Origin of the sequence: Streptomyces sp. NBC_00271 (assembly GCF_036178845.1) — a bacterium.
Lineage (GTDB): Bacteria > Actinomycetota > Actinomycetes > Streptomycetales > Streptomycetaceae > Streptomyces.
Map to the genome: position 1 here is coordinate 5,782,158 of NZ_CP108070.1, position 15,479 is coordinate 5,797,636.

General features: G+C 73.1%; 7 protein-coding genes. 3 read left to right on the top strand and 4 right to left on the bottom strand.

What is annotated here, in order from left to right; translation table 11 throughout:
- Positions 1 to 95: 95 nt before the first annotated feature.
- Positions 96 to 1,751 carry an ATP-binding SpoIIE family protein phosphatase gene (locus tag OG798_RS26410; RefSeq protein ID WP_095853861.1) on the bottom strand — a complete coding sequence of 552 codons (1,656 nt, stop codon included), beginning with the start codon at positions 1,749 to 1,751 and terminating at the stop codon, positions 96 to 98.
- Positions 1,752 to 1,993: 242 nt separating this feature from the next.
- The gene (locus OG798_RS26415) at positions 1,994 to 3,373 is read right to left on the bottom strand and encodes an NAD(P)/FAD-dependent oxidoreductase (protein WP_097225457.1); all 1,380 of its coding nucleotides are present in this window, start codon (positions 3,371 to 3,373) and stop codon (positions 1,994 to 1,996) included.
- A 374-nt stretch (positions 3,374 to 3,747) separates the two neighbouring features.
- Between OG798_RS26415 and OG798_RS26420 the strand changes: the two genes are divergently transcribed.
- Positions 3,748 to 4,527: a TetR/AcrR family transcriptional regulator gene (locus tag OG798_RS26420; RefSeq protein ID WP_095853859.1), complete on the top strand. Its 780-nt coding sequence runs from the start codon at positions 3,748 to 3,750 to the stop codon at positions 4,525 to 4,527.
- Between the two features lie 241 nt (positions 4,528 to 4,768).
- Positions 4,769 to 6,880 (top strand): sigma-70 family RNA polymerase sigma factor, encoded by a 2,112-nt coding sequence (locus OG798_RS26425; protein ID WP_328757758.1) that lies wholly within the window; start codon positions 4,769 to 4,771, stop codon positions 6,878 to 6,880.
- Between the two features lie 46 nt (positions 6,881 to 6,926).
- Here OG798_RS26425 and OG798_RS26430 read toward each other — a convergent pair whose 3' ends face one another.
- Both OG798_RS26430 and OG798_RS26435 read right to left on the bottom strand, forming a co-directional pair.
- A complete protein-coding gene (locus OG798_RS26430; protein ID WP_328757759.1) occupies positions 6,927 to 10,529 on the bottom strand; it encodes an AfsR/SARP family transcriptional regulator in 3,603 nt (1,200 codons plus the stop codon).
- Positions 10,530 to 11,096: 567 nt separating this feature from the next.
- Positions 11,097 to 13,196, bottom strand: a complete 2,100-nt coding sequence (locus tag OG798_RS26435; protein ID WP_328757760.1) for an asparagine synthase-related protein — start codon at positions 13,194 to 13,196, stop codon at positions 11,097 to 11,099.
- Between the two features lie 747 nt (positions 13,197 to 13,943).
- On the opposite strand from OG798_RS26435, the gene OG798_RS26440 reads away from it, so the two are divergent.
- Positions 13,944 to 15,368, top strand: coding sequence for an MFS transporter (locus tag OG798_RS26440; protein ID WP_121415694.1), 1,425 nt, complete (start codon positions 13,944 to 13,946; stop codon positions 15,366 to 15,368).
- The last annotated feature ends 111 nt before the right edge of the window (positions 15,369 to 15,479 follow it).

Sequence of the window (15,479 nt, forward strand, 5' to 3'; positions counted from 1 at the left end):
GCTCGTACGACGTGCGTACGACGGCTGTCACCACGTTTCACCGTGGCGGCAGCCGTCTCCTGTTTCTCAGAGAACACACACCCGGGGGCAGGGGGTCAGCCGGCGGCGCGGGGTAGGGCGAACTCGCACCAGACCGCCTTTCCTCCGCCGGGCGTACGCCGCGACCCCCAACCGGAAGCGATCGTCGCGACGATCGCGATACCACGGCCGGCCTCGTCGGCGGGCTCGGCGCGACGCCGACGCGGCAGATGGTCGTCGCCGTCGGTGACCTCGATGATGAGGCGGCGGTCGGTACGGCGCAGCCGAAGGCGCATCGGCGGGGTGCCGTGCTGGAGGGAGTTGGCGACCAGCTCGCTGGTGGCGAGGACGCCGAGATCATGGAGGTCGGACGGGAAACGCCAGCTCGTCAGCACGCCGGAGGCGAAGGCACGCGCGCGGGGAGCCGCTTCCACCCCGCCCAGCAGCTCCAGGGCCGCGTTGCGGAAGAGCTCTCCGTCGGGGCCCGTACGGGCGGGGTGCTGGAGGACGAGGACGGCCACGTCGTCGTCGTGGTCGGCGGTGACGCCCGCGGAGCGGACAAGGCGGTCGCAGACGACCTGGGGCGTGCCCGTCGCCCCCGCGAGGGCGCGCTCCAGGGACGCGATCCCCTCGTCGAGGTCCTCGTTGCGGCGCTCGACCAGGCCGTCGGTGTAGAGGACGGCCGTGGAGCCGGGGCCCAGCGGGACCGAGCCCGAGGAGTGCATCCAGCCGCCGGTGCCGAGCGGTGGTCCGGTGGGTTCGTCGGCGCGGATCACGGTGCCGTTCTCGTCGCGGACGAGGATCGGGAGGTGGCCCGCAGAGGCGTACACGAGCCGCCCCTCGTTGGGGTCGTGGACGGCGTACGCGCAGGTGGCGATCTGGTTGGCGTCGATCTCCGTGGCGAGTCCGTCGAGGAGTTGCAGGACCTCGTGCGGGGGCAGGTCGAGGCGGGCGTACGCGCGTACGGCGGTGCGCAGTTGCCCCATGACGGCCGCGGCCCGCACTCCGCGGCCCATCACGTCGCCGATGACGAGCGCGGTGCGGCCGCCGCCGAGGGTGATCACGTCGTACCAGTCGCCGCCGACCGCGGCCTCGGTGCCGCCGGGCTGGTAGGTGGCGGCGACGCGCAGGTCGTCGGGTTCTTCCAGCTCCTGGGGGAGCAGGGAGCGCTGGAGGGTGACGGCGGTCTCGCGCTGGCGGCGCTCGCTGGCGCGCAGTCGCTCGGCGGCCTCGGCGTGGTCGGTGACGTCGGTGGCGAAGACGAGTACGCCGCCGTCCTGGCCGTCCGGGGTGGCGTCGACGGGCGTGCAGGTGAAGGTGTACGAGCGGCCGCCGGGCGCTTTGCGGGACTTGACCGTGCGCGGCTTGGCGCTGCGCAGCACCTGGTCGAGGAGCGGGAGCAGGCCGATCTCCGCGAGCTCGGGCAGCGCCTCGCGTGCGGGTTCGCCGACGGGTCGGGCGCCGAAGGCCGCCACATAGGCGTCGTTGACGTAGGCCACGCGGTGGTCGTGGCCGTGCACGAGGGCGACGAGGGCCGGGACGCGGTCGAGGACCTCGCGCACGGGCAGGTCGTCGACTGCGGGGACGGGCGGCGCGTCGTCGGTCAGCTGCTCGCCGCGGGCCGCAGGCACGGAGCCCTCGCCTCGACGGTCCGGGGAGGCCGTGTGTTCGGTCCGCGCCGCGGTGCGGCGCTGCGTTCCGGGGAGCCGGGCGCTCCAGCGGGTGAAGTTCACCGAATCCTTGCCTCGTGATTGTCGTCTCCGGTCGGCTCCGGAATCCGGCCGGGGGTCCGGCCCGCGGCCGGAGCCACTGGAGCGCTGCCTCCCTGATCGGAACCCGGGAAATGCGGCGCTGGGGAAGAAGCCTGTGGGTGCGGATGAGCGAACCGTCGGCCCGCCCAAGGTCGGGACCAGTCTGGCCGACCGGTCCGCCATCCGTCAGACGCCTGCCTGATCGGTGGAGTTCCTGGGTCCGGTCAGGACGACCCCTTCGGGTCGAGCTTCGGGTCGATAGGATGCTTTCCACCGGCCGCGAGTTCGAACTCCGCTCGAGGATGTTCGAGCGATCCGAGAGACACGATCTCCCTTTTGAAGAGCCCCGCCAAGGTCCATTCTGCGAGTACGCGGGCCTTGCGGTTGAAGGTCGGGACCCTGCTCAGGTGGTAGACGCGGTGCATGAACCAGGCAGGATAGCCCTTCAGCTTGCGCCCGTAGACGTGTGCGACACCCTTGTGCAGCCCGAGGGACGCGACCGAGCCGACGTACTTGTGGGAGTACGTCTCCAGGGGCTCCTCGCGCAGGGAGTGGGCGATGTTGTCGCCGAGGACCTTGGCCTGGCGTACCGCGTGCTGGGCGTTGGGCGCGGTCTCCTTGCCGGGCTCCCCTGCGGTGACGTCGGGGACGGCGGCGGCGTCTCCCGCCGCCCACGCGTGCGGGGCGCCGTCCACGGTCAGTTCCGCAGTGCACTTGAGGCGGCCGCGCCCGTTGAGAGGGAGGTCGGTGGCGGCCAGGATCGGGTGCGGTTTCACGCCGGCGGTCCACACGACCGTGCGCGTGGGGAAGCGGGCGCCGTCGCTGAGGACGGCGATCCGGTCCGCGCAGGAGTCGAGGCGGGTTTCGAGGCGTACGTCGATGTTGCGGCGGCGCAGCTGGGTGACCGTGTACTTGCCCATCTCCTCGCCGACCTCGGGGAGGATGCGGTTGGAGGCCTCGACGAGGATCCACTTCATGTCGTCGGCGTTGACGTTGTGGTAGTAGCGGGCGGCGTAGCGGGCCATGTCCTCGAGTTCGCCGAGCGCCTCCACACCCGCGTAACCGCCTCCTACGAAGACGAAGGTCAGGGCGGCGTCGCGGATCGCGGGGTCGCGGGTGGAGGAGGCGATGTCCATCTGCTCGATGACGTGGTTGCGCAGCCCGATGGCCTCTTCGATGGTCTTGAAGCCGATGGCGTAGTCGGCGAGTCCGGGGATCGGGAGGGCGCGTGAGACCGAGCCGGGGGCGAGGACGAGCTCGTCGTACGTCATCTGTTCCGTGCCCGCGCCCTCCTCGGCGGTGGCGAGCGTGCTGAGCGTCGCGGTGCGCTTGGCGTGGTCGATGCTGTGGGCCTCGCCGACCACGATCCGGCACCGGTCGAGGACCCTGCGCAGCGGGACCACCACGTGGCGCGGCGAGATCAGGCCCGCGGCGGCTTCGGGAAGGAACGGCTGATAAGTCATATAGGGGTCGGGGGAGACGACGGTGATCTCGACCTCGCCCCGATCCAGTTCCGGCTTCAACTTTCGTTGGAGGCGCAGGGCGGTGTACATCCCGACGTAGCCGCCGCCGACGATGAGAATGCGCACAGGTTCCTTCACCATCCCATGACGCACCCCGCTCTTGAGTTTGTCCACAGGCTCGACAATTTGTGTGACCGACGGCCGGGGGCCCGAGGGGTTGCCCTGTTTGCCGGAGTACGGGAAGAGTGCGCAGGTCAGAGGGGGTACCCAGGGGGATCGGAGGGGGCGTAATCGGGAGGTACCCGACCCGTACTCCGATCGGGGGGCGCTCCGTGCGGAACCTGCCCCTTCTGAATTGACCCCCACTCAACTATGTTCGTGTGTCGACGGGGTGTAGGGGGATGCGCTCGACGAGTCCGCACGACGGGTTCGTGAATCAAGCTTGTTCCGCTCGCTCCGGCTTCCAATGGCGGGGAGAGTCTCCGGGGGGAGACGTCATTACCGGGGGAACGCTTATGCACATTCAGGATGCTCATTGGTCTTCCGCGTCTGCCATCACGTCCGGTGGCACGGTCGGCGCGGCAACGGGCGGCAATGGCCGCGGTCCGGTGGACGGATCGCGGACGACGCCGCTACGGGTGGACGCACAGCGCAATCTGGAGCACGTACTGCGCGCGGCGCGCGAGGTCTTCGGCGAGCTGGGGTACGGCGCGCCGATGGAGGACGTCGCGCGGCGCGCCCGGGTCGGCGTCGGCACGGTGTACCGGCGCTTCCCGAGCAAGGACGTCCTGGTCCGTCGGATAGCCGAGGAGGAGACCTCCCGGCTGACCGACCAGGCGCGCGCGGCGCTCGGTCAGGAGGACGAGCCGTGGTCGGCGCTCTCGCGCTTCCTGCGCACGTCGGTGGCCTCGGGTGCCGGGCGGCTGCTGCCGCCGCAGGTGCTGCGGGTCGGCGTCGCGGAGGAGGGGCCCTCGGCGGACGAGGCGCGGGTGCCGCAGCAGCGGTCCCAGCTCGCCCCCGAGCTCCGGCTCGTCGAGCAGCGGTCGGCGCCCGAGGAGGAGGCCATGGCCTCGGTGGCCGACGACGCCGGTGCGGCCGCGCTGCTCGACGTGGTGGGTCGGCTGGTGGATCGGGCGCGCGCGGCGGGCGAGCTGCGGGCGGACGTGACCGTGGCGGACGTACTGCTGGTCATAGCCACGGCGGCGCCCTCGCTGCCGGATGCCGTCCAGCAGGCCGCGGCCTCGGCCCGGCTGCTGGACATCCTGCTGGAGGGGCTGCGCTCGCGGCCGGTGTGACGGCGGCCGGGGTGACGGAGTCCGAGATGACGTTGTTCGGAGTCCGCTCATTCCGGCCGTGGCGCAACTGCCTTGTGGGGAGCGTTTATTGACTATTCCCCAAACGGGTGACCACTAGTGCTGTCGTGTGGCAAGTCCCCACGGACGAGTGGTTGGTCCGTGCGGTGGGGTCCCGTCCCTGAAGCGTGTGGCACTCTGTCCCGGTATTCGGGTCCGAGTGTGCAGGCGGGGGCTTTCCGCGATGAGCGTTGACGGGCGGGACGAGTCACTCGGTGACGGTGGCGCGGAGGCCGGCGGGTCGCCCTCGCGGCAGGTACCGAGCCAGGGCGGTCCGTCGGGCATCACCCCGGAACCCTCGGGTCCACCGGGTGCTCCAGGTACCTCGGGTGCCCCGAGGGACGCCAGCGTTCCGGCGCAACGCGACCGGTTCGACCGGCGTGACGCCGTCCTGCCACCCCCGATCGAGCTGCCGCCCTCCGACGCCGATCTGATCGGGCGGATGCGGGCGGGCGACGACACGGCGTACGAGGAGTTGTACCGCCGTCACGCCGAAGCCGTCCGTCGCTATGCCCGCACCTGCTGCCGGGACGCGCACACCGCGGACGACCTCACCGCCGAGGTGTTCGCCCGCATGCTCCAGGCGGTCCGCCGCGGCCACGGCCCCGAGCACGCCGTACGCGCGTATCTGCTCACCACGGTCCGCCGCGTCGCCGCGAGCTGGACGAAGTCCGCGAAACGGGAACAACTGGTCGACGACTTCGCGGTGTTCGCCGCGCGGTCCTCCCGCACCTCCGAGGTGTCCGACGACGAAACGTTGGACCTGGGTGCCGACGTACGGGCGATGCACGAGGCCGAGCAGTCGATGGCCATGCAGGCGTTCCGGTCGCTGCCGGAGCGCTGGCAGGCCGTGCTGTGGCACACGGAGGTCGAGGACGAGTCCCCGAGCGAGGTCGCCACGCTCTTCGGGCTCGACGCCAACGGCACCCGCGTCCTGGCCAGCCGCGCCCGCGAGGGCCTCAAGCAGGCCTACCTCCAGGCACACGTCAGCGCCACGCTCATCATGGACGAGGAGTGCGCGCGCTACGCCGACCGGCTCGGCGCCTACGCCCGCGGCGGCCTGCGCACCCGGGCCGAGCGCGGACTGCGCAAGCACCTGGAGGAGTGCGCCAAGTGCCGGCTGGCCGCGGGCCAGATCAAGGAAGTCGCCAGCGGGATCCCCGCGGTCGTGCCGGTCGCGGTCATCGGTTGGTTCGGTGCCGCCGGGTACGCGAAGGCCGTCGCGCTCATCGCCGGTGGCGCCGGAGCGGGCGCGGCCGGGGCGGCGGGCGCAGCGGCGGCGGGCGGCGGCTCGGGCGGGGCGGCGGTCTCGGGCGGGGCGGCGGGCGCGGCTGGAGCGGCGGGCGGCGGCTCGGGCGGGGCGGCGGGCGCGGCTGGAGCGGCGGGCGGCGGCTCGGGCGGGGCGGCGGGCGCGGCTGGAGCGGCGGGCGGCGGCTCGGGCGGGGCGGGCGCCGGGGGCGGCGCGGCGGCCTCGGAGGGGCTCGGCGCGCCGGTCAAGGCCGGTATCGCGGCGGGAGTCGTCGCGGTGGCCGCGGCGGCGCTGGCACTGGCGCTCGTCGGCAACGGCAGCCCGGCCAAGGAGAAGCCCGAGGCCAAACCGTCGGCCACCTCGCCGGTGGTCGAAGCGCCACAGCCACAGCCCACGCCGACCCCGACTCCGGCTCCGTCGAAGAAGCCCGCGCCAGGGGCCCCGGTGGTGGCCTCCGCACGGAAGTCCAGCCCGACCCCGGCTCCCCGGCCCACCCCGAAGCCCACCCTCAAGCCGTCACCCACACCCACCCCGACGCGGGCGAAGCCGAAGCCCACACCCACCCCCGCGCCGGCCCCCACGCCGACGCCCACCCCGCCGCCGCCTCCCGCACCGGTCGTCTACCAGTGGAACGAGTTGAAGTACGACGTCACCGGTGACCACACCAAGCCCGAGATGCGGCTCGGCGGGAGCAGTTGGGTGTGGCAGCGGTGGGGAGTCTCGATCGCGGGTCAGCGGTACACCCACGGCGTGACCGTGCACGGCGAGTCCTCGGTCACCATCGACCTCAACCGCAGCTGCTCGGCGTACGACGCACTGGTCGGCGTGGACGACCTGACGCTGGGCCTCGGCCAGGTGAGCTTCTCCGTGTACGCCGACGGAGCGCGCCTGTGGCAGTCGCCACTGGTCAAGGGCGGCGAACCCGCGATCCCCGTGCATGTGAACCTCACCGGCCGCACCACGATTCGGCTGGCCGTCGAACCGCACACGAGATTCGACGCGGTGGCCCTGGCGGACTGGGCGGAGTCCAAGTTCCAGTGCCAGTGAGGTGAACTACTCCCTCACGCGGCCCCGTACTCCCTACTCGTACTCCTTACTCGTACTCCTTAAGCGCCTCCGCGAGCTCCCGCAGGGCGTCGGTCTGGCTGAAGGCCGCCCCCGTCGTCCGCTCGGACTCATGGCGGACGGGACCGAGAGCGGCACGCGCGGCGGTCTCCGTGCGCTCTGCGCCGGTGCGCTCCTGGGTGGGACGGGGGTGACCGCCGCGCCAGGAAGTACCGGCGGCGAGCAGACGGGCCGCTCGGGGATGGTCGCCGAGCTCGGACAGCAGACCCGCCGCACTCTCGACGAGGCTCGCCGTCACCACATCGGCGCACCGCCCCGTCACCGCTCCGGCCAACGCGTCGACCATCTTGCGCAGGCCGGGCTCCGGGCCGGACTCGGCGGCCGTCACGAGCGCCTCGACCCAGTTCAGCGCCGCCATGAACTGCGGCGGCGGGGTGGCGCGGGCGGTCATCTCGCACGCCTGCTCCCACTGTTCACGCGCGAAGGCGACCTCGCCGTCGTCCAGGGCCAGCTGGGCGCGCAGCAGACGGACGAAGGCGCCGGAGTCCGTGACGCTGTACCGCTCGGCCGCGGCGTTCGCCTCGTCCAGGGCGGTCAGCGCCCGCGAGCGCTCGCCCGCTCGGTAGGCGAGCTCGGCCAGCCGCGCCATGAGGAAGGGCGTCTCGGCGTACGCGCCGACCTCGAAGGCCAGCCGCAGTGCCTCCTCGTACTCGCCCTTGGCCTCGTCGTAGAAACCGCGCGCCATGGCCGCCTCCCCCGCGGCGCTGCACACCTGGGCGCGCACCCAGCGGTCGCCCACCCGCCGGCTGAGCACCCGTAGCTCCGCGAGGTCGTCGTCCACGCCCGGCATGCCGCCCGGGGCGTCGACGACCATGTGCGTACGGAACATCAAGGTGACGCCGATCTCCCACTCGCCGCCGTACACACGGCAGTTGGCGAGCGCCGCGTCCATCGACGGACGCACGTCGTGCCAACCGCTCAGGAAGAAGGCGGTCATCGGCCAGACGATGCCCGGCATGGTCGCCGCGGCCGGACCGCCCTTTTCGAAGAAGTCCCGCACCCGCAGGATGTACTCCGAAATCCACGGATACGCCCCTGCGTCCAGCGGATCGGTCTCCACCAGCATGAACAGGTGCAGCATGCGCACCCGCATCCGCATGCCGTGCAGCGGATGGGACTCCTCGTGGTCCGGGGCGTCGAGGAAGGCGGCCAGGGGGTCGAACCGGTCCAGGTCGGCGAGGAGGTCGCCACCGCCGCGGCCCTCGCACCCGTCCCCGCCATCACCGCCGTCGCCACCGTCGCCGCCCTCCCCGCCGTGCGCCCGGTTCGCCTCGGACACGACGCGCCTCGCGTCGAGCGCCGCGCCCAGCCGCAGCAGGCGCTCCGTCCATTCCCCGCCCTCGCTGCGGAAGTTGCGCAGCCACCAGAACCAGCCCATGGCGAGGACGATCGCGCCGGCGTCCTCCTCCGCACCGGCGACGATCGCGCGGTGCAGCGCCGCCCGGATGTTGTCGAGCTCGGTCTCCAGGCGGTGGATCCAGGGCAGCTGCGCGGCGGAGCGCAGCAGTGGCTCGGCCTCCTCGACGAGGTCACGCGCCCACGCGCGGTGGCGCCGCTCGGCCGCGGCGCGCAGCTCGGGGACTTCGGCGGCGCGCTCGGTGGCGTACTCGTGGATCGTCTCCAGCATGCGGTACCGCATGCCGCCGCCACCGTCCTCGTCGTACGGGGCGGACGGGGCGGACGGGGTCGCGACGATCAGTGACTTGTCGACGAGCGCCCCGACAAGATCGGCCACGCCACCGGCGACCGGACCGGTGAGGGAACCAGCGACGGAACCGGTGCGGGAACCAGTGAGGGAACCAGTGAGGGAACCGGTGCAGACGGCTTCGGCGGCCGTGAGGTCCCAGCCGCCCGCGAAGACGGACGCCTCGCACAGCACGGCCCGCTCCCGTTCGTCGAGCAGGTCCCAGGACCAGTCGACGACCGCGCGCAGGGTCTGCTGGCGGGGCAGCGCCGTGCGGCTCCCGGAGGTGAGCAGCCGGAAGCGGTCGTCGAGCCGGTCGGCGATCTGGCGGGGTGACAGCAGCCGCAGGCGCGCGGCGGCCAACTCGATGGCCAGGGGCAGGCCGTCGAGCCGCCGGCAGATCTCGTCCACCGCCTCGGAGTCGTGGAGCGCGGCGTCGGGGTCGGGACGTACGGCCGCCGCGCGCTCCATGAACAGTCGGCGCGCGGGGTCGGGCGGCAGGGGCTCGACCGGGCGCACCAACTCGCCGGGGACGCCGAGTGGTTCACGGCTGGTGGCGAGGATGGTGAGCTCTGGGCAGCGGGTGAGCAGGGTCTCGGCGAGTTCGGCGGCCGCGCCGATGACGTGCTCGCAGTTGTCAAAGATCAGGAGCTGGCTGCGCGGGGCGCAGTACTCGACGAGCAGGCCGAGCGGGTCGTCCTGGCCGACCATCGCCATCTCGTGGGTCATCAACACGGTCTCGCGCAGACCGAGGGCGCTGACCACCGCGCCCGGGACCGCCTCGGGCCGGTCGAGCGGGGCCAGCTCGACCAGCCAGGCCTGCGGGAGCCCGGCGGCGGCTTCCTCGGCGAGGCGGGTCTTTCCCGAACCGCCCGGTCCGGTCAGCGTGACCAGGCGTGCCCTCTGCACATCCGAACGGATCGCGTCGAGTTCGGGTTCCCGGCCGACGAAGGAGTTCAGGCGGGGGCGGAGGTTGCCGGTGCGTTCGGGGTCGAAGCGGGGGTCGGGGCCGGGGAGGCGTCCGTCCTCGGTCGGGTGCGGAGTCGGTCGCTCTTCGAAGGAGCCGGCGTCGACGCGACGCCCTCGCCCCGTGGCCGCCTCCGCCGCGTCCCCTTCCCGCCGTACGCGAAGGTCGGCGTCCACGGGTATGGGCCCGGGCCCGCCCGCTTCCGCCGGGGTGAGCAACACCGCGTGCAGCCTCTGCAGTTCCCGGCCGGGATCCGCACCCAGACCCTCCTGGAGGGCGCGGCGCACCCCTTCGTACGCGGCCAGCGCGTCCGCTCCCCGGCCCGCGTCGCGCAGGGCGCGGATGAGCAGGGCGTGCAGGGTCTCGTCGTACGGGTGGGCGGTTGTCAGCTCCTTCAACTCCGGTACGACGTCGGGGGCGCGGCCCAGTCGCAGGTCCGCGTCGATGCGGGTGTGCGTCGCCTGCAGGCGGAGCGCGTCCCAGCGGGTGGCGGCGTCTCGGTGGGGGAGGTCCGCGAGGGCCGGGCCGTGCCACAGGGCGAGGGCGGCGCGCAGGGTGTGAGCGGCGGTGGACGGGTCGCCGCGGTCGAGGGCGGCCTTGCCGTCCCGTACCTGCCGCTCGAAGACGAACAGGTCCACGTCGTCCTTGGTGGCCCGCAACCGGTAGCCGCCCGCCTCCGAGGCGACCGCGTCCTTGCCGATCGCTCGGCGCAGGCGGCCGACCAGGGCCTGCAACGCCGCCGGGGCGTCCAGTGGGGGGTCGTCCGCCCATACCTCGTCGATCAGGGTCTGGGGGGTCGTGGTGCGGTCCGTTCGTTGGGCGAGCGCCGTGAGCAGGGCGCGTACCCGGGGGCCGCCCAGCGTGACCGGGGCCCCCTGATCATCCTCCGCCTGGGCGACCCCCAGGATTCTGTACCGCACCCGCCTATTCTCACCTCGCCCGGTGCGCAGAGCCGAGGCTTTCCCCGGCGGGCCTCCGCTCCGGCCGACACCCATGTTCTCCGCCCCCGCCGCCCCTACCCGTCCCATCCCCAGGGGCTCCGCCCCTTCGACCCCACTGGGGGCTCCGCCCCCAGACCCCCGGGTGGGTTCGTCGGCTGCGGGCCGGTGGGGGCCGATCGCGCAGTTCCCCGCGCCCCTGGGGGGCCGGGGCTGCGCCCCAGACCCCCTATCGGCCTGAACGGCCTCGTCCTCAAACGCCGGACGGGCTAAAAGATGCGGGGCGAAGCCCCGCCTAGGGGCGCGGGGAACTGCGCGAACAACCCCCACCGGTCCCGCAGCCAAACGAAACGGGTGGGCGGGGAGCCGGCCCGCAGGCGTCCGCGTGCGGAAGGGGCCGTGCCGGTGCGTCGTAAGCCCGTCGCTTACGTTCGGGTCTGGAAGTGGCTCCTTGTAGGGCAAGGCCTGATCCGGCGGCGACGGGCTCGACGTACCGGCACGGCCCCGACCCAACGACGGCCCGGAGACGACCCAGGGACGATCCGGCGGCTAGCCCCGCCCCCCGGCCCCCGCCCCCAACGCCCGCCCCTGCGGCACGATCCCCGCGGGTACGGCCCGTTGGCGGGCGGGCGTGCCCGTCCAGCAGGTGCCGCGGCGGGCCAGCAGGCGGCGCAGCCACAGTTCCAGGGAGACCAGATCCGCCAGCCCGTCCAGCGGCAGCGGCTCCCCCGCCGCGGCCGCCCGCAGGGCCTTGCGGACGACGCGTGCCTCGACGAGCCCCGCCTGCGCCAGCAGAGGAGTGTCGAACAAGGCGATCAGGGAATCCGCGGCCACCCGCAACCCCGTCCGCGCGGCCGCCGCCGAGGACGCGTGCGAGGGCGCGCCCCAGCCGGGCGGCAGGTCGGCCACCCCGGCGCCCTCCAGGACGGTCCGGAGGATCGCGGCGCGCGCCCCGGGCTGGACCCGCAGCGCCTCCGGCAACTCACGGCACGCGCGGACGACCTGGTTGTCCAGGAACGGCGCGTGCAGCCGCTGGAAGCGGATCCCGGCGGCCTGTTCCAGGACGCGAAGATCGGCGGCGTGGCGCGCGAGCGCCGCCCGGGCGCGGAAGTCACCGGGCCGCTGCCCGGGACCGACCACCCCCGTCCGACCTGCGACTCCTTGGAGGCGAACCGATACTTCAGCCAGCGCCTCACCGGTCAGCCAACGCGCCGCGGGACCAGGCCTGGCCCAGGTGAGCGCAGCGAGTGACGCACCCACCGCGCCTCCCGGTTCGTCGAAGCGCCGGTGCAGCAGCCGGTCGGCGAGAACGTCGACGCCGGTCCGGTACGGCGTACGGGCGAGCTTGCGCGCGGCGCCGTACACGCGCGCGGGAACCATGACGGACCCGTCCGCCTTCGCCAACGCGGCGACGGGCCGGACCAGATGGCGTCTCTTGCGGTCCATCAGCAGGTCGGCCAGCCGCGCGGGGTGCGCGTCCAGGACCTGCCGGGCCCCGTATCCCGTGAAGTGGTCCGCGCTGCCGGAGGACAGCCGCGCACGGTGCCGCGCCGCCGTCACCAGCGAGGGGCCCGGCTCGTCCGTCAGCGGCCCCTCCAGCTCGGCGTACGGAAGCGTCTCCTCGCCCCCGGCGACGACCACGTGGTGCAGCCGGGGGTTCGCGGCGAGCGTCCCGGCCCGCTCCACCTCGGCCTCCCGTCCGCGCACGGCGAGGTCGTTGAAGGTGACGGCGAGGAGCCGCTCACCGGCGCCCGTGCCGTGCCCGAGGACCGTGCCGGGCGCCCCCGGCAGCCCCGCCGCGAGCAGGGCCAGCGTCCCGGAGGCGGGCCCTCCGGAGAGGTCGGCCCCGATTCCCGGTACGGGCATCCCACGCGCCGCGCGCCGCTCCGCGGGCCCCATCCCGGGTACGGGCCCGGGGTCGATGTCGGTCCCGGGTACGTGCCGGGGAGCGGCGAGGCGCGCGCGTACGGCCTCCACCAAGGCGTCCCGGACGCCGTCCACCGCGCGGTCGGGATCCGCGGTGGGCGCGGCGACGGCGAGGGAGGCGACGGGCTCGTAGCCGGCGACCTCGCGGGCACCCGCGCGCAGGATCAGCGCGTGCCCCGGCGGAATGCGTCGTACGCCTTCGTACGGGGTCGAGTCGTGGACCGCGGCCGGTACGTCGGGGGCGGCGAGCAGGGCCGCCAGGTGCCCGAAGTCGAGGTTGGCCTCGATGAGGTCGGCCAGCGGCAGGGCCGCGGTCGCGTAGGCCGTACCGCCCGCCCAGGGGGTGTGGAAGACGGGCCGCGCGCCCGCGAGGTCGCCCGCGACGGTGGTGCGGCGGCCGACCTGGACGACGGCGGTGTAGCTGCCGGACCAGGCGGTGAGGTGGCGCAGTGCCCCGCCGCGCGCGGCGAAGAGGCCGACCTTGAGTTCCTCGTCGCTCGCCCCGCAGGTGCCGAGGACGGCGATCCGGTTCTGCGCGTCGGCCTTGATGACGCGGACCTCGTCGGGGCGCCAGTCGCCGACCGCCCAGAGCGGATCGGGGTCGCCCCACAGGAGTTGGGAGCCCACCGGGTGCACGGTCTCGCCGTCGCTTCCGGTGGCGCCCGCCAAGCCGATCTCGGGCGCTCGGGCGGCGGTACTGCTCCACCCCACCAACCACCGCATCGACGCCTCCACAGGCTGTGGACAACCAGTGCACCGTACGAACTCGGCTCCATGCTGCCACGAAGACCGCGTACGGGAGGGCCTCTGGGGCGGCTTGCGCCCCCTGGAATGCGCCCCCGCGAATACGTTCGCGCCGTTGGGAGGCCACTGCAAAGCCGATCCGAAGCAGATGCGAACACCCGCCCGAGGCAAGGTGATCACGAAGGATTCACTGGGAACGACGAGTGGGCGGGGGTGGATCGGCGACGCGAATGCGCCCCCGGTACGCTCCCCGAAAGCACCTCATGCGCCCTCAAGTGACGTGGTGGGAGCGCTATTTGCCCGCAAAGGCCACCGTCGATTTTCGGCCAAATCGGCTGCGGGCGGACAGGCGTGCACACGCTCCGTACAGGCCCTGCGCGCCGCTCCGGCAACGCACAGTCCGGGAGGCGGAGTTCGCCTCCCGGACCGGTCCGCCGCCCGCGGGGATGTAGGCGGCGGTGTCCCCCAGCCCACTGGATCCAGTACAGCGGGCCGACCCACGCACGATCCATGGAAGCGCTCCCCCGATGGCCGGAGAAGAGCGCACGGACGGGCGCACAGCCACACAACGGGAGCACGATGCAACCGTCCGTACTTCCGTACGGACCACAATCCCGCCATCCGGAACAACGCCCCTTAACGCTTGGGATGCGGCGAACTACGCTGGGTTTACGAATGCCGCATGGTTATGCCAGCGCGGCAGCCGTCTGTGTCGAGGGGTGGCGCATGTCCAGGGAGCAACGCGGGCCGAACGAAAAACTCGGCGCCGTTCTCGCCCTCGCGGGAATCAGCAATGCAGGACTCGCGCGGCGCGTCAACGATCTTGGCGCTCAACGCGGGTTGACTCTTCGCTACGACAAGACGTCGGTGGCGCGCTGGGTGTCGAAGGGAATGGTGCCGCAGGGTGCGGCGCCGCATCTCATCGCGGCCGCCATCGGTCAGAAGCTCGGCCGCCCGGTGCCGCTCCACGAGATCGGCCTGGCGGACGCGGATCCCGCGCCCGAAGTGGGCCTCGCCTTCCCCCGTGACGTCGGGCAGGCGGTGCGGTCCGCCACCGAGCTGTACCGCCTGGACCTCGCCGGCCGCCGGGCCGGCGGCGGCGGCATCTGGCAGTCCCTGGCGGGATCCTTCGCAGTGAGCGCTTACGCGACTCCCGCCTCACGGTGGCTGATAACCCCGGCCGACAGTTCGGTGGCGCGGGACGTGAACCCTTCCGAGGGCTCCGGGGCACCACTGAAAGTCGGCCACAGCGACGTGCAGAAGCTCCGCGAGGCAGCAGAGGACGCCAGGCGCTGGGACTCCAAGTACGGGGGTGGCGACTGGCGTTCGTCGATGGTGCCGGAATGTCTGCGGGTCGAGGCGGCCCCGCTGTTGCTCGGCGCCTACTCCGACGAAGTGGGCAGAGCCCTCTTCGGGGCGAGTGCCGAGCTGACCCGCCTGGCGGGCTGGATGGCCTTCGACACGGGCCAGCAGGAGGCCGCCCAGCGCTACTACATCCAGGCCCTGCGCCTGGCCCGAGCCGCCGCCGACGTCCCTCTGGGCGGCTATGTACTGGCCTCCATGTCCCTCCAGGCGACCTACCGCGGCTTCGGCGACGAGGGTGTCGACCTCGCCCAGGCCGCCCTGGAGCGCAACCGGGGGCTCGCCACCGCCCGCACCATGAGCTTCTTCCGTCTCGTCGAGGCACGCGCCCACGCGCGCGCGGGTGACGCCCAGGCGGCCGGCGGAGCCCTGAAGGCCGCCGAGGGCTGGCTGGAGCGGGCCCGGGACGGCGACCACGACCCGAGCTGGCTCGGCTTCTACTCGTACGACCGTTTCGCGGCCGACGCGGCCGAGTGCTACCGCGACCTGAAGGCGCCGCGCCAGGTGCGCCGCTTCACCGAGCAGGCACTGTCGAAGCCGACGGAGGAGTTCGTACGCTCCCACGGTCTGCGACTGGTGGTGTCGGCGGTCGCCGAGCTCGAGTCGGGCAATCTCGACGCGGCATGCGAGCAGGGCGTACGGGCGGTGGAGGTCGCCGGGCGGATTTCCTCCGCGCGCACGACGGAGTACGTGAAGGACCTTCTGCACCGTCTGGAGCCCTACGGCGACGAACCACGTGTGGTGGAGCTGAGGGAGCGGGCACGGCCGCTGCTGATGACCCCGGCGTAGGCGCTCCGCCGGGAAGGCGGTGGCCAACTGCGGGCCGTGGGTGGCTGAGCGCGCAGTTCCCCGCGCCCCTTCGGGGGCGCGGCCCACTTCCTGGGTTTGAAGGCGTTGTCA